The organism is Enterobacter cloacae complex sp. ECNIH7, assembly GCF_002208095.1.
GTDB lineage: Bacteria > Pseudomonadota > Gammaproteobacteria > Enterobacterales > Enterobacteriaceae > Enterobacter > Enterobacter cloacae_M.
Genome location: NZ_CP017990.1, coordinates 615677 through 635771, shown reverse-complemented (window position 1 = coordinate 635771; position 20095 = coordinate 615677). Strand labels below are relative to the sequence as shown.

Sequence of the window (20095 nt, the reverse complement as noted above, 5' to 3'; positions counted from 1 at the left end):
CGATCCTTATTGTCGGCGGGCCAGCTCCCGCTGAATATGATCCAGCAGAATATCGATGTTAATAGGCTTACGCAAAAATGCAGCGGCGCCCAGATTAAGAGCGTACCGCTGCATATTTTCATCAGCATGACCGGAGATAAAGAGCACGGGCGGCGGTGGTACGGCCAGCAGCCGCAGCTTTTCAAACAGCTCCAGGCCGCTCATGCCCCGCAGCTTGATATCGGTGATCACCAGCGCCGCGCCGGACAGGGCGAGAGGATGGCTCAGAAACACCTCTGCCGAATCAAACGTATCGGTTGAATAGCCTTCCGACTCCAGGAGATTACTCAGCCCGCTGCGGACGGATCGTTCGTCATCAATGATGGCAATGCGCCACGGCAGCGTCATGCTGTCTTTCCTCTGGTAAATCATTAAACGTCGCGATCGTCCTTCGCGGGCGCAGGGGGCGCCGTGCCGCTGATTTTCGGTACGCATTCGTGACGAAACCAGGCGAGGGTAAGCGGTTCGCGACTCAGTAAACGCCGTCCCACCGGGATGAGCTGTTCGCCCACCAGCATGCCAAACAGGCCAAGCAGGGCGACAACCGGCGGTGCCGGGGAATGGACGTCGAGCAGAGCGTAAATTACCCCAGCAACCACGCCGCACACCAGCGAAATTATCCATGCCTTCATGAGGACGCTCCCGTCTGCGATTTAGCCTGCGGCACGGTCACCTGAGGAGGGGGCGCGACGTCGCGGGATAACAGATGGCGCGTCGCCTGTTCACCCGCCAGCATCCCGAGCAGGCCAATCAGCGCCAGCGCGGGCGGCGCGGGGGAGCGCACCTTCAGCACGGCATACATCAGGCCAATCAATACGCCTGCGGCAAGGGAAATCAGCCCAATACTCATTGTGAACTCCAGAGAAAGAGGCAGCGGCGAGCCGGATGAGGGACCAGCCCGCCAGCGGAACTTAGCGTGCCGGGACCGGCGCTAAGGTGCGGTGCTCGCTCTTCTGGCGAGACGGCGCTTTGTGCACCATGGTGTAGGCGTAATCCACGCCCATGCCGTACGCGCCGGAGTGCTCACGCACGATATCCATCACCGCGGTGTAGGTCTCTTTACGCGCCCAGTCGCGCTGCCACTCCAGCATCACCTGCTGCCAGGTGACCGGGATCACGCCCGCCTGGATCATGCGCTGCATCGCGTAGTCGTGGGCTTCTTTGGAGGTGCCGCCGGACGCGTCCGCCACCATGTAAATTTCGTAGTCGCCTTCCAGCATCGCGCACAGGGCAAAGCTGTTGTTGCACACTTCGGTCCACAGGCCGGCCACCACCACCTTCTTCTTACCGTTAGCCTTCAGCGCGTCGCGCACCTTCTGGTCGTCCCAGGAGTTCATGGAGGTACGCTCCAGGATGTCCTGGCCCGGGAACACGTCCAGCAGCTCCGGATAGGTGTTCCCGGAGAAGCTTTCGGTCTCAACGGTGGTGATGATGGTTGGGATGTTGAACACTTTGGCCGCTTTCGCCAGCGCCACGGTGTTGTTTTTCAGCACCTGGCGGTCAATAGACTGCACGCCAAACGCCATCTGAGGCTGGTGATCGATAAAGATGATCTGACAGTTCGCAGGGGTTAACACTTCGAGCTTTGAAGAGGTCATAGCATTTTCCAGTGGTTAAGGGTGAAATCGCCGCGAGCGCCGCGACGATAAAATCATCCTCATCCTGCGGTTTTCCGTCCCTGCGCGTAATTATCTCTTCGTATAGTTAACCTTAGGTATAGTTATACTTTGGTATACCTATCCTATTGTATAACTGGATCTTTGCCGAAACCGGTTCCCATAATCCTGACCATTCCCCTCTCAGTCAGGAGCAGTTTATGGTTACCCTCGGTAAAGCCGATCTCATTCTGGTTAACGGCCAGTTTCACACCGTCGATCGCGAGAACCCCGTCGCGGAAGCCGTTGCCGTGCGCGACGGAAAATTTCTGGAAGTGGGTACCGTCGCCGAGGTGATGCAACACCACTGCGAAGGCACCAAAGTGGTCGACTTAAAAGGCCACACCGCCATCCCCGGTCTGAACGACTCGCACCTGCACCTGATCCGCGGCGGGCTGAACTACAACCTCGAGCTGCGCTGGGAAGGCGTGCCGTCGCTGGCCGACGCCCTGCGGATGCTGAAAGAGCAGGCCCTGCGCACGCCGTCGCCCCAGTGGGTGCGCGTGGTGGGCGGCTGGACCGAGTTCCAGTTCGCCGAGCGCCGCATGCCGACACTGGACGAAATTAACGACGCCGCGCCGGACACCCCGGTCTTTATCCTGCACCTGTACGACCGCGCCCTGCTCAACCGCGCCGCGCTGAAGGTGGTCGGCTACACCAGGGACACGCCGAACCCGCCGGGGGGCGAGATCCAGCGCGACGCCAACGGCAACCCGACCGGGATGCTGATCGCCCGTCCGAACGCCATGATCCTCTACGCCACGCTGGCGAAAGGGCCGAAGCTGCCGCTGGAGCAGCAGGTCAACTCCACGCGCCAGTTCATGCGCGAGCTCAACCGCCTGGGGCTGACCAGCGCCATCGACGCGGGCGGCGGCTTCCAGAACTACCCGGAAGATTACGAGGTGATTGCCGAGCTGCACGAGAAAAAGCAGATGACCATCCGCATCGCCTACAACCTGTTTACCCAGCGTCCGGGCCACGAGCTGGAAGATTTTGAAAAATGGACCGACATGCTCACGCCGGGCCAGGGCAGCGACTTCTTCCGCCACAACGGCGCGGGCGAGATGCTGGTCTTCTCCGCCGCCGATTTTGAAGACTTCCTCGAGCCGCGCCCGGACCTCGCGCCGGGCATGGAGGACGAGCTGGAGCGCGTGGTGCGCCACCTGGTAGAGCATCGCTGGCCGTTCCGCCTGCACGCCACCTATAACGAATCCATCAGCCGCATGCTGGACGTCTTCGAGAAGGTGAACCGCGACATTCCGTTCAACGGCCTGCACTGGTTCTTCGACCACGCGGAAACAGTTACCCAGGCCAATATCGACCGCATCAAAGCGCTCGGCGGCGGCATTGCCGTGCAGCACCGCATGGCCTTCCAGGGGGAATACTTTGCCGAGCGCTACGGCATCGAAGCCACCCGCCACACGCCGCCGGTGGCGAAAATGCTCGAGACCGGCGTGCCGGTGGGCTTAGGGACGGATGCCACCCGCGTGGCGAGCTACAACCCGTGGACCGCGCTCTACTGGCTGGTCTCCGGCCGCACCGTCGGCGGGATGCAGATGTACGACCACAGCGCCCGTCTGGACCGCGATACCGCCCTGATGCTCTGGACCCAGGGCAGCGCGTGGTTCTCCAGCGAGCAGAACCAGAAGGGGCAGATCAAGGTCGGCCAGCTCGCCGACCTGGCCGTGCTGAGCAAAGACTACTTCCGCGTGCCGGAAGAGGAGATCAAGGGCATCGAGTCCGTCCTGACGGTGGTCAACGGCGATATCGTTTACGCCGCAGGCAGCTTTGGCCCGCTCGCGCCGCCGGCCATTCCGGTTCTGCCCGAGTGGTCCCCGGTGGTGAAGGTACCGGGCCACTACCGCAGCGCGCCGCCGCAGGCCGCCCGCGTCGGGATGAGCGCCGTTCATCACTGCAGCGGCCCATGCGGGGTTCACAGCCACCAGCATGATTTCGCCCGCACGTCAGAGATGCCGGTGTCCGACGATAACGCTTTCTGGGGGGCGCTGGGCTGCAGCTGCTTTGCATTCTGATGAAAAACACCACTATGCCGCCCCGGATCGACCTGGGGTTGTTCTTCCTGCGCCTGACCGGCAGCCTGCTGCTGCTCTACGTGCACGGCCTGCCGAAGGTGCTGCACTTCAGCGACGAGCTGACGCGCATTGAAGATCCGTTCGGCTTCGGGCCTTACGCCAGCCTGATCCCGGCGATTGTCGCCGAGGTGGTTTGCCCGCTGTTGATCATTGCGGGCGTTTACACCCGCCTGGCGTGCCTGCCGATTATCGCCGTGCTGCTGGTGGCGATGCTGGCGGTCCACCCGAACTGGTCGATTGCCGAAGGGCAGTTTGGCTGGCTGCTGCTGATTATTTTCACCACCCTCGCCCTCACCGGGCCGGGCCAGTGGCGGCTGCAGCGTAAGACAGCGGAGAGGTTCGCATGACCCAGGTTAACGACGTTCGCGACGCACACGTCGAGACGACGCCCGCATCGACGGTTTCGCCCTGGCAGCCGCTGAGCCAGCCGGTGTTCCGCATGCTGTGGATCGCCACGGTGGTCTCTAACGTCGGCTCATGGATGAGCGACGTCGGCATCAACTGGAGCATGCTGACCCTGAGCGCCGATCCTTTAGATATCGCGCTGGTGCAGGCGGCCAGCAGCCTGCCGATGTTCCTCTTCGACCTGCCGTCCGGGGTGATGGCGGACATCGTCGACCGACGTAAATACCTGCTCTTCTCCCAGCTGTGGGTGTTCATCGCCGCCGCCGGGCTGACGGTGCTCTCCTTCACCGGACACGTCACCCCCACCGTTCTGCTGGTGGCGACGTTTCTGCTGAGCGTGGGGGCGGCGATGAGCTCGCCGCCGTTCCAGGCCGTGGTGCCCGATCTGGTGAGCAAGCCCGAGCTGGGCGCCGCCGTGGCGCTGAACTCGCTCGGGGTGAACATCAGCCGGGCGATTGGCCCCGCGCTGGGCGGTTTTCTGCTGTCGCTCGCCGGGCCGTGGATGGTGTTTGCCCTCAACGCGCTCTCCGTGGTCGGCGTGGCGTGGGTGCTGTGGCGCTGGCGTCCGGCACCGTCCATTCAGCACCTGCCGCCGGAGCACTTCTTCTCCGCGGTGCGCTCCGGCATCCGCTACGTGCACGCCGCGCCGGTGCTGCGCAACGTACTGGTGCGCACCGTGGCCTTCTTCGTTTTCGGCAGCGCGGGCTGGGCGCTGCTGCCGCTGGTGGCGCGCCGCGAGCTGGGCTTAGGCCCGGCGGGCTACGGCGTGATGCTGGCGTGCATTGGCCTGGGGGCGATTGCCGGGGCGATCCTTCTGCCGCGCCTGCGCCAGCGGCTCGACGCCGACCGCCTGATGGTAGCCGCCAGCCTGACCTTTGCCCTCACCATGCTGGCGCTGGCGTTCGTGCGCCACGTCTGGCTGCTCAACCTGTTTGAGTTCTTCACCGGCTTCGCGTGGATTGCGGTGCTCTCAACGCTGAACCTCGGCGCGCAGCGCAGCGCCGCCCGCTGGGTGAAGGCCCGCGCGCTGGCGGTCTACCTGACGGTGTTCTTCGGCTCGATGACCGCGGGCAGCGCCATCTGGGGGCAGATCGCCTCCCGCTTCGGCACCCCGACATCGCTGGTGGTCGCCACGCTGGGGATGGTGCTGGCGAGCGCGACGGTGTTCCGCTGGAAGCTGGGGAAAGATCCGGACCTGAACCTCGACCTCAGCGGCCAGCCGCTGGACGGCGTGGAGATTGACCTGCCCAACGAGCGCGGCCCGGTGCTTGTGTCGCACGAGTACATCATCGACCCGCAGAATACGAAGGCCTTCCTGGAGGCGGTTCACGAGCTGCGCCGGGTGCGCCGCCGCGCCGGGGCGATGAGCTGGGCGGTGTACGAGGATATCGAGCGTCCCGGCCTGTTTATCGAGACCTTCCTGATGGGCTCCTGGATTGAGCATCTGCGCCAGCAGGAGCGCCACACCATGAATGACCTCCTGCTGCAGAGCCGCGTTCTGGCTTTTCATCAGGGCACAACATCACCGGCAATTCGCTACCTGGTCGCGCCGGTATAACCATAACCATCACCTGCACAGGAACACACTATGGCAACGTTTAAGGCAAAAGACGGCACGCAGATTTACTACAAGGACGGCGGCGCGGGCAAACCGGTTCTCTTCAGCCACGGCTGGCCGCTGGACGGCGACATGTGGGACAGCCAGCTGAACTACCTGGCGGAGCGCGGCTTCCGCGCCATCGCCTTTGACCGCCGCGGCTTTGGCCGCTCGGATCAGCCGTGGAATGGCTATGACTACGACACCTTTGCGTCCGACATCAACGACCTGAACACCACCCTGGACCTGCAGGACGTGACGCTAGTGGGCTTCTCCATGGGCGGCGGCGATGTGACCCGCTACATCAACAACTACGGCAGCGCGCGCGTGGCCGGTCTGGCGCTGCTGGGCGCGGTAACGCCAATCTTCGGCAAATCCGACTCCTTCCCGCAGGGTGTCGATCAGAACGTGTTCGACGGCATTCGCGACGGGCTGCGTAAAGATCGCGCCCAGTTCATCAGCGACTTCGCGACGCCGTTCTACGGTATCAACGCCGGGCAGACCGTTTCCGCCGGTGCCCTGACCCAGACGCTGAACATCGCCCTGCTGGCGTCCCTGAAGGGCACCATCGACTGCGTGACCGCGTTCGGCGAAACCGACTTCCGCCCGGACATGGCGAAAATCGACGTCCCGACGCTGGTGATCCACGGCAGCAACGACCAGATCGTGCCGTTTGAAAGCACCGGCAAGCTGGCGGCAGAGATGATCAAAAACGCCACGCTGAAGGTGTACGACAACGCGCCGCACGGCTTCGCGCTGACCCACCAGGACCAGCTCAACGAAGATCTGCTGGCGTTTGTGAAGTCGCTGTAATTTCCCGGGGCTGACGCCAGAAGGCGTCAGCCTGAATATGCACTTCCCGGCATACTAAATTTGAGCGTAGAACTCCCTCTCCCTTGTGACTAGTATTCCTTCATTTCAAAGGGAGACTACATAAGATGAATATTCAGCTTCATAAGCGGCTAACCCGAAAGTTTATCATCGCTATTTTAACATCCTCTTCATTTGTCACAGCCTGTACATTTAGCGTTATATGGTTCTATCTTGCGAATATTGACCGGCTTGATATTTTATATGATGCATTAAGCGTGAGTAGCGCAGTAGGAATAATATTTGGGTTTACCCTTGTCTCACTACTTGGCTTCAGCCTTGTCATTTTTATCTCATCTTTCCTTACTTACTTAATTTACACCGCACATGAGAAAGAGTTTGTTAAATACGAAGGTTTAACACATAGCTTTACCTCAGTCTGTTTTGGTAATAGCGTTGTGATGTGCGCTGTACTTATCGGAGCGTTCTGCTTACAATTTTTTCTGGATATAAATGGTTTTATCGTTCTTGCCTTAGCGATAGCCATAATACTGGCCGCATCGTATGGCTTATGCTACAAGCTTATGTTCAACGTTCACTCGTACAAGGATGTTGATGATACGCGTGATGTAAAATATTTGCAGAAAAAGGCCGTCAGGAACTGTCTGCCTCTGTTATTGATTGCACCTGCTTTTACACAAATCTTCCCACTCGTTTTTATCGCGGGTCAGCTAGATTTTAACGAAGAAAGTAATACGTTCTTACAGGTTATCATTTTCCTTGCACTCTCGGTCGCGATGATTATTGTGGGTATTTTCCCAGGAATAATCCTGATAAATGAAAAGAAAAATAAAAGTTTATTGCAAATAATCATTTATACACTAATCATTATTCCCGTCAGCATGCTTGTCCTGACAATGATTTTCCGCCCCACCCCCAATATGATCATTAACATGACCATGAACCTTTCCGGCATAAGCGATTGGCGCACACATCAATATTACATAGATACCCACACTCACCCACCAGCGATGTTTGATGGTTTAACATGGAACACACGTTATTATAAAGATATCCCTTCGAGATTCTTTATCACCGGCGTAAACATTTTCTCGCTTGGAAACATTCAGCTTATTTGCCCTACGCAAATCAATCATGCCAGATCGCTGAGCCTGAAAACTACGCCAGACAACTTTGACGAATATGACCTTCGCATAAAACGATTAAAAAACACCGCTATGAAATGTATCCCGTTTAAGAAGGATGAGATACACCAATGGGATTCTCCTATAGCTGAGCCTGTTTATTTTCAGAAAATTAAATCTCCCGATGAAAGCCTTTTATTAAAGTTGCTTCATGATATCAAGTAACCTTTTAAGAAACGCCCGCAGCGCGGGCGCTACTTAATCAATTCACCGTAAGCCTAGGCTCATGCTTCTGCCCAGGCTCACCACGTTGCACAACGCCGTGCTCGCGCTCCGCCAGCAGCCGACAAATCTCCGCATGCTTCTCCTCGGTAAAGGTAAAGCGCGACATAAACACGATTCGGATCAGCGACCCAATCGCCGGCAGCAGGCAAATCCCGAAGAACAGCCCCGACAGTACGCTCTCGCTCTGGATTTGCGCCTGCGGCACGTAGCCGATCATCGTCAGAAACACGCCGATTAACCCGCCGCCCACCGCCACCGACATCTTGCCGGTAAAGGTCTGCCCGGAGAAGGTGATCGCCGCGCAGCGCTTGTGGGTGTGGTACTCCGCGTACTCGATGGTGTCGGCAATCATCGACGAGGTGAGGATGTTGGTCATCATCACGAACAGCGTGCTCAGCCCGAGCAGAATAAACAGCATCGTCACCTGCTGATAGCCGACAAACCACATCACCACGCGCACCGCCACGTCCAGCCCGCAGAGGATCATAAACAGCTTCCGCTTCTGCATCCGGCGCGTCAGCATTGGGGCGACCAGGCACAGCACCGCCGCGACAATCCCCATCACGCCAATCGCCATCTGCAGGCTGCCGTCACCCAGGTTGTTGATAAAGAAGTAGATATACAGCCCGCCCGCCACGTTGTGGAACACGCAGAAAAAGAACGACAGCAGGACGATAAACAGCGGCTTGTTCTGGCGCAGGTTGTGGAAGGTGTCTCGGATGGTCACCTTTTCCGGGCTCGGCGGCACGCGCTCTTTGATCTGCATAAAGCCGTTGAGCATCAGCGGCAGGCCCACCAGCATCATCACCAGCGCCGCCATAAAGTAGCCTTTATCGTTGCTGTACTGGGCGAAGAACGCCGCCAGCTTCGGGAAGAAGATGTTGGCGCAGGCAATCCCCGCGTTCACCCCGAGCATCGCCGCCGTCACCGCGCGGGTGCTCGGCACCACCCGCGTCGGCAAAACCCGTCTGGCGGAACTACTCGCCACCCAGGATATCCGCCGTGGCGAGGTGGTGATCGTGTTTGATCCGAAAGGCGACGCGGATCTGCTGAAGCGTCTGTGGACTGAAGCGCAGCGCGCCGGACGCGGAGACCGCTTTATTATGTTCCATCTGGCGTATCCGGAGATCTCCGCCCGCTACAACGCCATCGGGCGCTTTGGCCGCATTTCGGAAGTGGCGTCGCGCCTCACCGGACAGCTTTCCGGCGAAGGTAACTCGGCGGCCTTTCGCGAGTTTGCCTGGCGCTTTGTCAACATCATCGCCCGCGCCCTGGTGGCGCTTGGTCAGCGTCCCTACTATCAGTTAATTTCCCGCCACGTCGTCAATATCGATGCCCTGTTTATCGACTATGCCCGCATCGTGCTGCCGCGCCACAACGCGCGGGCATGGGAAGTGGTGGTGCAACTGGCGGAACAGCTTAATGACCGGAATATGCCGCGCCATATGCTGGGCCGCGATCCTCACGTAGTGGCGCTGGAGCAGTACCTCAACGCGGAGAAATTCTACGATCCGATCCTCGAAGGCCTGCTCTCGGCGGTGCGCTATGACAAAACCTACTTCGACAAGATTGTCGCCTCGCTGCTGCCGCTGCTGGAAAAGCTGACCACTGGCACGCTCGCCGCTCTGCTCGCTCCGGACTACCACGATCTGGACGACTCGCGTCCGATCCTCGACTGGCAGCAGGCGATCCGCCAGAAGGCGGTGGTCTATGTCGGGCTGGACGCGCTCTCCGATGCGGTGGTCACTGCCGCCGTCGGCAACTCGATGTTTGCCGATCTGGTGAGCGTCGCCGGGCATCTGTATAAGTTTGGCCTGAATGATGGACTGCCCGGCAATAGCGAAAAACCGTCGCCCATCAACCTGCATTGCGATGAGTTTAATGAACTGATGGGCGAGGAGTTTATCCCGCTGGTCAACAAGGGCGGCGGCGCGGGCATTCAGGTCACCGCCTATACCCAGACGCTAAGTGATATTCAGGCCCGCCTCGGTAGCGCGCCCAAAGCAGGCCAGGTGGTCGGCAATTTCAACAACCTGATTATGCTGCGGGTGCGCGAAACCACCACCGCCGAACTACTGACGAAGCAACTGCCGCAGGTGGAAGTGCGCAGCCGTCAGGTTAGCTCCGGCGTCACCGACACGCCGGGCGGCATCAACAGCTTTACCAGCAATACCCGCGAGCAGGTAACCACCAGTAATGTGCCGCTACTTGATACCGCCGCGCTGATCCAGCTTCCCAAAGGGCAGGCCTTTGCCCTGCTCGAAGGCGGGCAGTTGTGGAAAATTCGTCTGCCGCTGCCCATCGACGACAAACACTGGACGCTGCCGTATTCTATCCAGCAGCTAACAGAATGGATGCAGCCCCGCCAGAACGGAGGGAACGTAGAATGAGCCAGCAACAACCGACACTCCCTTCTCAGCCACCTTCCGGCTTGGTAATTGGATTATTAAGACTTGTAAGTTATGCATTGGTAATTATTATTGAGGGAGTCTTTTTACATCTGTTGCTGACATTATTTCTATATTTTTTATGGCCGCAAGACGATGTTGAGCATATTTCGCGTGCAGTGCTACACGAACAGGCAGCGCTGGAGCAGGATCTACGTAGGCATCCGTTGAAAACTCATATTCTGGGTTTACTACAATATAACCAAATAGTGTTGAGACATACTGAAGAAATAGTACTCAGTCTCTTCAAACAACGTGAACTGACATCTTCACTGAGTCCTGTAATCCGCAGCATAACGTACACTATGTTTTATTCGATGCAAAGTGTTATGATGCAGGTGCTCAGATTGATTATAACTTTTCCACTATTTTTATTTTGTATGACAATGGGAATGATTGAGGGATTGGTTCTGCGAGATCTGCGACGATTTGGTGCGGGTTATGAGTCAACGTTGATTCTTAACCGGCTAACTTCCATAATGGGAAAAACATGTAAGTATATAATTATTATAACTCTCTCAGTTCCAAATGTTTTTCCCTCACTAAAAATAGATTATTTATCATTCCTATCTGCAGGGGTTATGATTTATTATCTTCTTTTGTGTATGAATATCCGAGGAAGGTTATAATCCATTACCCCAACACTTCCTAAAAAACACCTAAAACGAGGCATTAAAATAGCTTTTGTTGAATAATTACATTTTTCAAAAGATCATTATCCACATCAGAAGCATCACCTAAAAGAAATGGGCTGATTGGATTATGTTTTTTCATATTAGCTTTCACTATATTTTCATTAAATGTTGCATAACAATACCTACAACCATGTAAACAAGTATTATACTGTCCGATATCAATGCTTTTGATACATCCACATGCTTCTCGCTGCCCTGAATCTTTTATACCTGAAACATGTAGTCCGAATAACTCCTTCAGCAACCTATCATCAATACATTTACCCTTAACGATTCCAACCTGTTCAAGATCAAGCGATTCCGCACATGTTGATATTTGCATATCGTATTCCCGAGCGACATCTGCAAAAAAAGAGCATAAATCATAAAGTTCCTCATGGAAATGAGTAATATCCCTATATGTAAAATCAGGGATTAGATTGAGGTTTCGCTTTGTTTTTTGATACAAATCTGCGAAACTAATCACTACACGGTCAGTATGACCAACCAGATTAGAGGCTATCTTCTGGAAAAGCCGTTTATGCTCAGAAACTGGCGTTGCACTTGAAATAATTATCGGATCATAGCGCCATATTACTTTATTACGGCCAATTTTCTTGCTAAGCGCTAAAAAAGTTGATATTGCACGATGAGGGTTTAATCCATGAGCATCCAGTATTTTCGGATAACCTGTTATGGTATACTGAAAATAATATTTAAACTCCTTAAGAAGCTCCAGATCAGATAGCATCTTACCGGGGTTTCTCGTCCAGAAAACGATAGCATCGATATCTTCGGGAAGCAAAGATATCCTTTTTACTTGATGGTAGTTATAGGGATTTCGTATCAACAGAAACCCTTCTTTAATTCGATTCATAAACCAGTCATGGTAAAAAGCAGGGATATCTGTTCGTCTACTGGCACTGATTATCATTTCAATTTACCTACAAAATATACAGATTTACGAAAAACTTTAGGACTAATACTTGAGTATATATCATCAGGATAGGAGAAACCACAATGTTCACTATCATAATGATAATCACGATAACCTGCATCTGCTACCGCAGTCATTATTTTAATTATCTTCTCTTTGACGAGAGGTTCATTTCGGTCATTAATTACAATGTATGAACATTCACTTTTATTATTTTTAATGTTTTCAATTAATTTATTAATACCAGACTCATCGAGTTCAGAAACAATATATGATAATGTTGCAATATCGAACCTTTCAGAAATATTAACATCCTCCGTCGTGACATCCACAATATTTCTATAATATTTTCGCTCAAAACCCTGAGGGCTATTTGAAAACATAACTTCTTTAGCTAACTCAGTCCACTCATCGCAACACTCGATCCTAAATGCAGTAATATTTTTGCAGGATAAATCATTACGATGCTTATCAAGCCAACGATGAAAAGCATATGTATCTATTCCTGGACCAGCACCAAAACTTGCGAATACTATTTTTTCTTTATCCTTAAGCTCATCATAAAAACTCATCGCCAAATGATCTAGCGCATTAGAAATCTCAGAAGAATGAACAGGTAAATACCGCGCAATATAGATATACCTTTTATTATCACATTCGTAATTCACATCATTGCCATCAAAATACATATTACTGCTACATTGAAGACAATCATCACCTAAGGAAGCATCACATTTGAGATGTTTGTCCCCTTCAATCCTATCATGACAATTTTTAATTAAACCATCCATAATTTAACCTCGAAGCATTACCATTAGAAAAACAATAATGGAATGTACCGAAATTTTTCGTGTTCTAAATCAATTAACCAATCATTACTAATGACAACTTCCCGCCTCATAATTTTTACAGTTGCCACAATTCCTTTTGACTTAACAAAAACTATCAGCATCAACAATGAGTTTCTGAAAGATATCCCAAGTTAAAGTTTTTATCTTCTTCCGCATTCATGCCTGTGTGGAACCTTGTCTTATGCAGCATCATATACTTCTATCACTGATTCTTCTTAGCTTCGGAGGGCCAGCCTACGCCTCCCCTGAATCCACCCAGCTCGCCCTCGCGCTGAAGCAACTCGACGGCGTAAAAAACTCGCTGGAGCGCGCCCGGAACAGCGCCAGTGCCGACTCACAGTCGCGCTATTTCTTCGACTACTTACAGGCGCAGCAGGATCTCACCACCGTTGAACAAGGCATCCAGCACTACCTTGCCCCGGCAAGAGCGCAGCCGCGCGCCGTTAAACCACTCAGCACCAGCTACCAGCGGGAGAACCCCGATGACTGACTCCCAACTCGCCGCCTTTCAGGCTGCCAGCCTGAGCAAACCGGAGACCGTCAGCCTGCTGGTGCTCGGCCTGTTTACCAGCGTCCTGCTCCTGTGGTGCGCCTGGACGCTAATGGTCGCCTGGCAGGGAGTCTGCCGCCAGCGCCTGAGCTGGCAGAGTTTTGGCGCGGTGGCGGCCCGTTCACTGTTACTGGTACTGGTCAGCTTCTGGCTGGTACTGGGCTGAGGAGGAACCATGCGCTGGCTTCTGTTACTGTTATTCGCTGCATTCAACGCCTTTGCCGACCTGCCGACGATGGAAGATCCGTCGCGCGGTCAGGGCCAGGGCATTATGGAGACGCTGCAAAACTACGGTTTTGACATTGTGGTGCTGCTGGCGCTGGCCATCTGCGCTGTCGGTTTTCTGGTGGTGGCAAACAACTGCATTGCTACCTACTCGGAGATCCAGAGCGGGCGCAAGCAGTGGAAAGATCTGGGCTCTATGGCGGGCGTCGGCAGCATTCTTCTCGTGGTCATCATCTGGTTACTCAACCAGGCCTCGGACGTCCTTTAATATGGCGACCATCCCCTTTCTCCCCGACCGCCTCAACCGCGAGCCCGTGGTCTGGCGCGGCTTGACCACCAGCGAACTGTTTCTGGCGCTGGCTCTCGGTCTTGGCGTCGGCTGCGCGTTCGGCATTGTGCTGGCCCTGATAACCCACTACTGGCCGTTGATCCCCGGTTCAGCGCTGGCAGGTGCGGCATTACTGATTCAGGGCGGTGGGCGGATTCTGGCGCGCGCGAAACGCGGTAAGCCCGATAGCTGGCTACCACAGGCAATCCTTGCCTGGCTGGAGCACCATCATCTTCGCGGTGCGCAACTGGTTCAGCACAGCGCCGTATGGGTAGTGCGCAGGAGTCCGCGATGAGCCGCTTTCGCCATGCGCTGGCCGAGCGCGATAACCATATTCTGACGCTGCGGGCCGTGATTGTCCTGCTGTGCCTGTGTCTGGCGGGCGTTGGTTACGGCTGGTATAGCGCCCCGCAAAAGCTCACCCTCTGGTTCCCGCCAGACCTGCGCAGCGGCAGCACCCGTCCGTGGTGGGAAGTACCGCCCGCCAGCGTTTACGCCTTCACCTTTTATATCTTCCAGCAACTAAACCGCTGGCCGGATAACGGTGAGGAGGACTATTCCCGCAATCTCCGCTCGCTGCGCGCCTACCTGACGCCTGCCTGTTACACCCGGCTGGAGCACGATTTTCAGGTACGGCGCAACAACGGTGAACTGCGCGAGCGGACGCGAGGCGTGTTTGAGCTTCCCGGTCACGGCTACAGCAGCCTGGTGCATGACGGCGATAAACGTCCCTTCCCCCGCGTCGAGACCTTAAGCCGGGATGCCTGGCGGGTGACACTTGATGTAGCGGTTGAGGAGTATTACCAGAACGAGCCGGTGAAAAAAGCGCTGGTGCGCTACCCGTTGCAGGTGGTGCGTTACGCCATTGATGCGGAGAAAAACCCGTGGGGACTGGCGATCGACTGTACCGATGCCGCTCCGCAGCGTCTGGTAGCGGAGGAGAAATGATGAAGCCAGTCCTCTTTGCTTTATTGTTCAGTTTCTCGGCCTTCGCCACGGAGGTGGTGCAGTGGGAAAACATCCCCCTGCCCGTCACGCTGCATGTCGGGAAGGAGCGGATTGTCGATGTGGGGAAAGCGGTGCGTATTGGCTATCCCGCCACGCTGGAAGGTAAAGTACGCCTGCAAAGCGCGAGCGGAAAGGTCTTCCTGCTGGCAAATACGGCGTTCCCGTCCACCCGCATTCAACTACGAGATACCGGCAGCGGCGAGCTGATCCTGCTGGATATTCAGGCCACCCAGGGCACTTCGCCACTTGAACCCGTGCACATTAGCTACGCCCCGCAGACGCCTGCCACAGCAAAAACGTCCGTCCCGGTGACAGCCTCAACCGAGCCCCTGCCCATTCTGCTGGTACGCTATGCCGCACAGAACCTGTATGCGCCGCTGCGCACTGTTGAAGCTCTGCCAGGCGTCACGCCTGCCCCCGTCCGGCTGGCGAAACGCATCACCACCTTATTGCCGCAGCAGCCTGTTACCGCCATCCCGCTGGCGTCATGGCAGGTTAACGCCACCACCGTCACCGCCATCCGCCTGCAAAACCAGAGCGGACAGCGCATCACGCTCGATCAGCGCGAACTTCAGGGGCAGTTCACCGCCGCCGCGTTCCAGCATGACTGGCTCGGCCCACGTGGTCTGGCAGAAGATACCACCGTGGTATACCTGGTGACGGAAGGCCCGGTTTCGCGCGCCCTGCTGCCGGAGCCGAAACCATGATGCCGCGCCAGAGCCTCCTGCTGAAAATCCTGCTACCTGTGATTATGCTGGTAACGGTATGGCTGCTGCTGCGCCCGGCAGGCAAAAGTACGCCGGAGAAATCTCCATCCCGCACAGTGGCAGCGTTAACGCCGCAGGAACTGCGCGATCTGGGCATTGATGGCGACACGCCTGCCGATACCGTCGCCACGCTGGTCGGCCAGATGAAGCAGTACCGCCGCGAACTCCAGTCAATCCAGAGCGATAATGAAAGCCAGCAGGCGCGCGAAAAGCGGCTGAAAGCCCAGCAGGCGACGCTGGTATCGGAGTTACGCGGGGATATGCGCAGGCAGCAGGACCAGATGCGCGACGAGCTCCTGAAAAGCCAGCGGGGATTGCTGGATAAACTCGACCGCCTGATGGCGAAACGCCCCGACGATATCCCGCCCGGTCTGGGGCTCACGCCAGGCGAACTACCTGCCGATGTGCAGCCGGATATCCGCTGGCTGGAGCCGCTGGATGCGCCCCCGCCTGTGGATGAAAAGCTGCTGCGCGTCCCTCTGAAAGCGGCCGACAAACCACCGCCGAAACCTGACGTGAAGGTCTACACCCTGCCGCAAAACGCCACGCTGACCGGATCGGTGGCGATGACGGCGCTGATTGGCCGCGTGCCGCTTAACGGCACCGTCAGTGATCCCTACCCGTTCAAGCTACTGATTGGCGAGGACAACCTCACCGCCAACGGCATCGAACTGCCGGACGTGGCGGGCGCAGTGGTCTCAGGCATCGCCTCCGGAGACTGGACACTCTCCTGCGTGCGTGGGCAAATCACCTCGATGACCTTTGTGTTCCACGACGGCACAATCCGCACCGTCCCGCAGGGCGGCAAATCCGGCAACAAACAGCAGGAGATCGGCTGGCTCTCGGATAACCAGGGGCTGCCGTGTATTCCCGGCGAGCGTAAAAGCAATGCGAAGGAGTACCTGACCTCGCAGTTCCTGCTGGAGGGTTCCGGCGCGGCGGCACAGGCCTTCGCCAATGGGGAAATCACCACCGTGGTGGAGGACGGCAGCATCACCAGCGCGGTGACAGGCAACAACGGCCAGTACGTGCTCGGCCAGGCCATCGGCGGCGGATTAAAAGAGACCGCCGACTGGATGAAACAGCACTACGGCCAGATGTTCGATGCGGTGTATGTGCCGCCGGGCCACAAGGTGGCGGTGCATCTCACCGAACCGCTGGCTATCGACTACGAGCCGGAAGGCCGCAAAGTGAAATACCAGCAGGCCAGCACGCCGGGAGGTCTGGAATGATACGCACCCTGTTCATACTTCTGTTTTTGCTGACCGGATGCAGCACCTCGCAGGATGAACTGATGCCGGTCGACCCCGATGCCAGCATGCTCTCACTGTGGCAGCAGCAAAGCGGCGGCAGCGCGGCTCTGCTGGATGCGCGCGCCCGGTTGCGCCGCCCGCCGGATGGTCCGGTGTCGCAACCCGAAGCGGATACCATCCGTAGCCAGTTTCCGCGACTGCCCAATCCGGATATTGTGTTGTACGTTTTCCCGCACCTTAACGGCAACACCCCGGTGCCAGGTTACAGCACCGTCTTCCCCTTCTATACTCGTCCGCAGTATGCGCTGCCGGGCGAACGCCTGACGCCGCCATGAGTGAACGGCGCGGCCTGGCTGAACAGGCACTGAATGCCAGCTACCGCAAGGGCCCGTCGTTTGTCGACTGGCTGCCATGGGTAGAGTTTTTGCCGGAGTCGCAGATGCTGCTGCTGGAAGATGGCCGCTCGGTGGGAGCAGTGTTCGAACTGACACCTGTTGGCACCGAAGGCCGCTCGACAGCGTTTCTGGAACAGGTGCGGGATACCGTCACTGACGCCTTACAGGATGCCTTTGACGAGCATGAGCGCGCCCCGTGGGTGGTACAGTTTTTCTGTCAGGATGAGGACGACAGCGAGGCATGGCTGGCATCACTTGGTGCTTATGCCGCGCCGGAGATCCGCAACTCCGCCTTTACCCGCGAATGGCTCGTGCAGATGGCAAACCATATGGTGAATCTCACCCGCAATGAGGGGCTGTTTTTCGATAACACCGTCACCCGCACCCGGTGGCGGGCGACGTGGCGGCGCACGCGGATGGTGGTGTACCGCTGGCTTCCTGGACTCTCACCGGATGAACCTTCCCCGGAAGAGACGCTGAACCACATCTGCGAACGGCTCACCGCCGGGCTGAAAGCGGCGGGTATCAGTGCTATCCGCCAGAATGAGCAGGACATTCACCGCTGGCTGGTGCGGTGGTTTAACCCCGCGCCACCCGTTGAAGATAAAAAAGCCTTCTGGCGACAACTGGATTTAACGGACGCAGAATCCCTGCCCGTTATCACCGATTTTGCCGAACGACTGCTGACGAGCGAACCGCGCTCAGATGCGGAGAACGGCGTCTGGTGGCTGGATAACCGCCCGCATAAAGTGGTGGTCGTCGACCGCCTGCGCAAAGCGCCGCCACCCGGCCTGCTGACCGGAGAAACCACGCGTGGCGACGGTATCAACGCCCTGTTTGATCTGCTGCCCTGCGGAACCATCATGAACCTGACGGTGGTGGTGTATCCGCAGGACAAGCTGGAGCAGCACATCAGCCATCTCTCCGACCGGGCGATTGGCGACAACACCGATTCGGAATACACCCGCCGCGACTGCCACGAGGTACGCAGCTACCTGAAAGACGGTCATAAACTCTACCGCAGCACGCTGGCGTTTTACCTGCATGCGCCCGACACCGACGCCCTGTTTCGCCAACAGCGACAGTTGCACAGCCTGTTACTCAACGCCGGGCTGGTGCAGGTGCAGGAGCAACACGAAGTGGCCCCACTCAGCCACTGGCTGCGCTGGCTGCCGATGTGCTTCGATCCCCTGCGTGACCCGCGCGGTCTTTATACCCGGCTCAACTTCGTTCAGCATATCGCCGGGCTGCTGCCGGTGTACGGGCGGGAAACCGGCACCGGGCATCCAGGGATTTGTTACTTCAATCGCGGCGGCACGCCGCTATGCTTCGATCCGCTGAACAAGCTTGACCGTGCGCAGAATGGCCACCTGCTGCTGCTCGGCCCGACCGGAGCGGGCAAATCCGCCACCCTCAACGCCAAAATAGCCCAGTTGATGGCGCTGCACCGTCCGCGCCTGTTTATCATCGAAGCCGGAAACTCATTTGGCCTGATGGCCGACTACGCCGCCGCCCACGGCCTGACGGTGAATAAAATCAGCCTGCGCCCCGGTTCCGGTGTCACCCTGCCTCTGTTTGCCGATGCCTGGAGACTGGTGGAACAGGCGGTCACCGACGCCGAACCGCCGGAAGACGAAGAGAACGACGGTGAAGACCAGCGCGATGTGCTCGGTGAAATGGAGATCACCGCCCGGCTGATGATCACTGGCGGCGAGGCGAAAGAAGATGCTCGTCTTACCCGTCCGGACCGGGCGATGATCCGCCAGGCCATTATCGCTGCCGCGCATACCTGCTACGAGGGTAAACGTCAGACGCTGACGCAGGATATCCGTGATGCGCTGTTTGGCCTTTCAAAAGATGTCAGCCTGCCAGAAGCCCGTCGCCAGCGGGCGTATGAGATGGCGGAATCCATCAACCTGTTCTGCGCCGGGTTTGAAGGCGAGTTGTTTAACCGCGAAGGCACGATGTGGCCGGAGGCGGATATAACCCTCGTGGATCTCGCCACCTTTGCCCGCGAAGGCTACGAAGCCCAGCTTGCCATCAGCTATATCTCACTGATTAACCATATCAACAACCTCGGCGAACGCGACCAGCATCTGGCACGCCCCATTGTTAACATCACCGATGAGGCGCATATCATTACCGTCAATCCGCTGCTGGCGCGCTTTCTGACCAAGGGTTCGAAGATGTGGCGCAAGCTCGGCATCTGGCTGTGGCTCGCTACCCAGAACCTGGCAGATTTTCCCGATGAGGCGAAGAAGCTGCTCAACATGATCGAGTGGTGGGAACTGCTGGTGATGCCTCCCGAGGAGATCGATCAGGTGTGCCGATTTAAGGCACTGACGGAAGAACAGCGCCAACTGCTGCGCTCGGCGGTGAAATCGCCGGGGCAGTATACCGAGGGTGTGGTGCTGTCGCCGCGCGTGGAAGCGCTGTTCCGGGTGGTGCCGCCAGCGCTCTATCTGGCGCTGGCAATGACCGAGAAGCATGAGAAGGCGGAACGAATGCGGATTATGCGGGAGACGGGGTGTAGTGAGTTGGAGGCGGCGGTGATTACAGGCATTAAATTGATTAAACCCAGTATTGATAATTGATTCTCATCCTCATTCTACATCACATATTATCATCGTC

Annotated in this window: 21 protein-coding genes and 2 pseudogenes; 16 read left to right on the top strand and 7 right to left on the bottom strand. The window is 56.8% G+C overall.

Features of this window, described 5'->3' with window-relative positions:
* Nucleotides 1-6 precede the first annotated feature (6 nt).
* The 4 genes from WM95_RS03110 to WM95_RS03095 form a co-directional block, all read right to left on the bottom strand.
* Nucleotides 7-387, bottom strand: coding sequence for a response regulator transcription factor (locus WM95_RS03110; RefSeq protein WP_023310239.1), 381 nt, complete (start codon nt 385-387; stop codon nt 7-9).
* A gap of 23 nt (nt 388-410) precedes the next feature.
* Complete coding sequence (locus WM95_RS03105; protein ID WP_010427264.1) at nt 411-671, bottom strand: XapX domain-containing protein; 261 nt, start codon at nt 669-671, stop codon at nt 411-413.
* Nucleotides 668-889 carry a DUF1427 family protein gene (locus WM95_RS03100; protein WP_063408561.1) on the bottom strand — a complete coding sequence of 74 codons (222 nt, stop codon included), beginning with the start codon at nt 887-889 and terminating at the stop codon, nt 668-670. The genes WM95_RS03105 and WM95_RS03100 overlap by 4 nt, the downstream gene beginning before the upstream one ends.
* Nucleotides 890-950: 61 nt before the next feature.
* Entirely contained in the window at nt 951-1637 is a 687-nt protein-coding gene (locus WM95_RS03095) for a hydrolase (RefSeq protein WP_008501349.1), read from the bottom strand.
* A 218-nt stretch (nt 1638-1855) separates the two neighbouring features.
* Here WM95_RS03095 and WM95_RS03090 point away from each other — a divergent pair, with 218 nt between their 5' ends.
* From WM95_RS03090 to WM95_RS27560, 5 genes are all read left to right on the top strand, one after another.
* Entirely contained in the window at nt 1856-3727 is a 1872-nt protein-coding gene (locus WM95_RS03090; RefSeq protein WP_063408560.1) for an amidohydrolase, read from the top strand.
* The gene (locus tag WM95_RS03085; RefSeq protein WP_063408559.1) at nt 3727-4134 is read left to right on the top strand and encodes a DoxX family protein; all 408 of its coding nucleotides are present in this window, start codon (nt 3727-3729) and stop codon (nt 4132-4134) included. The genes WM95_RS03090 and WM95_RS03085 overlap by 1 nt, the downstream gene beginning before the upstream one ends.
* Nucleotides 4131-5750: an MFS transporter gene (locus tag WM95_RS03080; protein ID WP_088544633.1), complete on the top strand. Its 1620-nt coding sequence runs from the start codon at nt 4131-4133 to the stop codon at nt 5748-5750. The genes WM95_RS03085 and WM95_RS03080 overlap by 4 nt, the downstream gene beginning before the upstream one ends.
* A gap of 30 nt (nt 5751-5780) precedes the next feature.
* Nucleotides 5781-6602, top strand: coding sequence for an alpha/beta fold hydrolase (locus tag WM95_RS03075; protein WP_063408557.1), 822 nt, complete (start codon nt 5781-5783; stop codon nt 6600-6602).
* A gap of 125 nt (nt 6603-6727) precedes the next feature.
* Nucleotides 6728-7969 (top strand): hypothetical protein, encoded by a 1242-nt coding sequence (locus WM95_RS27560; RefSeq protein WP_063408556.1) that lies wholly within the window; start codon nt 6728-6730, stop codon nt 7967-7969.
* A 37-nt stretch (nt 7970-8006) separates the two neighbouring features.
* Here WM95_RS27560 and WM95_RS03065 read toward each other — a convergent pair.
* A pseudogene (locus tag WM95_RS03065) lies at nt 8007-8966 on the bottom strand (MFS transporter); the annotation flags it as partial.
* Here WM95_RS03065 and traD point away from each other — a divergent pair.
* Together traD and WM95_RS03055 are read left to right on the top strand one after the other, a co-directional pair.
* Nucleotides 8965-10419, top strand: a pseudogene (gene traD / locus WM95_RS03060) (type IV conjugative transfer system coupling protein TraD); the annotation flags it as partial. The pseudogenes WM95_RS03065 and traD overlap by 2 nt on opposite strands.
* The gene (locus WM95_RS03055; protein ID WP_042928498.1) at nt 10416-11105 is read left to right on the top strand and encodes a DUF4400 domain-containing protein; all 690 of its coding nucleotides are present in this window, start codon (nt 10416-10418) and stop codon (nt 11103-11105) included. The pseudogene traD and the gene WM95_RS03055, both read left to right, overlap by 4 nt.
* A 43-nt stretch (nt 11106-11148) precedes the next feature.
* Here WM95_RS03055 and WM95_RS03050 read toward each other — a convergent pair whose 3' ends face one another.
* Together WM95_RS03050 and WM95_RS03045 are read right to left on the bottom strand one after the other, a co-directional pair.
* Nucleotides 11149-12084, bottom strand: coding sequence for a DUF1848 domain-containing protein (locus WM95_RS03050; protein ID WP_088544632.1), 936 nt, complete (start codon nt 12082-12084; stop codon nt 11149-11151).
* On the bottom strand, nt 12081-12878 hold the full coding sequence (locus WM95_RS03045; RefSeq protein ID WP_103791508.1) for a hypothetical protein: 798 nt from the start codon (nt 12876-12878) through the stop codon (nt 12081-12083). The genes WM95_RS03050 and WM95_RS03045 overlap by 4 nt, the downstream gene beginning before the upstream one ends.
* Nucleotides 12879-13119: 241 nt before the next feature.
* Here WM95_RS03045 and WM95_RS03040 point away from each other — a divergent pair, with 241 nt between their 5' ends.
* The 9 genes from WM95_RS03040 to WM95_RS03000 are packed head-to-tail and all read left to right on the top strand — an operon-like array spanning nt 13120 to nt 20058.
* Complete coding sequence (locus tag WM95_RS03040; RefSeq protein WP_063408552.1) at nt 13120-13428, top strand: integrative conjugative element protein, RAQPRD family; 309 nt, start codon at nt 13120-13122, stop codon at nt 13426-13428.
* Nucleotides 13421-13654 (top strand): TIGR03758 family integrating conjugative element protein, encoded by a 234-nt coding sequence (locus tag WM95_RS03035; protein WP_063408551.1) that lies wholly within the window; start codon nt 13421-13423, stop codon nt 13652-13654. Before WM95_RS03040 ends, WM95_RS03035 begins: the two co-directional genes overlap by 8 nt.
* Before the next feature lie 9 nt (nt 13655-13663).
* Nucleotides 13664-13981 carry a TIGR03745 family integrating conjugative element membrane protein gene (locus WM95_RS03030; RefSeq protein ID WP_023212783.1) on the top strand — a complete coding sequence of 106 codons (318 nt, stop codon included), beginning with the start codon at nt 13664-13666 and terminating at the stop codon, nt 13979-13981.
* 1 nt (nt 13982) lies between these two features.
* Nucleotides 13983-14336 carry a TIGR03750 family conjugal transfer protein gene (locus WM95_RS03025; RefSeq protein WP_063408550.1) on the top strand — a complete coding sequence of 118 codons (354 nt, stop codon included), beginning with the start codon at nt 13983-13985 and terminating at the stop codon, nt 14334-14336.
* The gene (locus WM95_RS03020) at nt 14333-14989 is read left to right on the top strand and encodes a PFL_4703 family integrating conjugative element protein (RefSeq protein ID WP_063408549.1); all 657 of its coding nucleotides are present in this window, start codon (nt 14333-14335) and stop codon (nt 14987-14989) included. Before WM95_RS03025 ends, WM95_RS03020 begins: the two co-directional genes overlap by 4 nt.
* The gene (locus WM95_RS03015) at nt 14989-15756 is read left to right on the top strand and encodes a TIGR03749 family integrating conjugative element protein (protein WP_081247935.1); all 768 of its coding nucleotides are present in this window, start codon (nt 14989-14991) and stop codon (nt 15754-15756) included. The genes WM95_RS03020 and WM95_RS03015 overlap by 1 nt, the downstream gene beginning before the upstream one ends.
* On the top strand, nt 15753-17048 hold the full coding sequence (locus WM95_RS03010) for a TIGR03752 family integrating conjugative element protein (protein ID WP_081247934.1): 1296 nt from the start codon (nt 15753-15755) through the stop codon (nt 17046-17048). Before WM95_RS03015 ends, WM95_RS03010 begins: the two co-directional genes overlap by 4 nt.
* Complete coding sequence (locus WM95_RS03005; protein ID WP_063408547.1) at nt 17045-17404, top strand: TIGR03751 family conjugal transfer lipoprotein; 360 nt, start codon at nt 17045-17047, stop codon at nt 17402-17404. Before WM95_RS03010 ends, WM95_RS03005 begins: the two co-directional genes overlap by 4 nt.
* Nucleotides 17401-20058 (top strand): conjugative transfer ATPase, encoded by a 2658-nt coding sequence (locus WM95_RS03000; protein ID WP_063408546.1) that lies wholly within the window; start codon nt 17401-17403, stop codon nt 20056-20058. Before WM95_RS03005 ends, WM95_RS03000 begins: the two co-directional genes overlap by 4 nt.
* Nucleotides 20059-20095 lie beyond the last annotated feature (37 nt).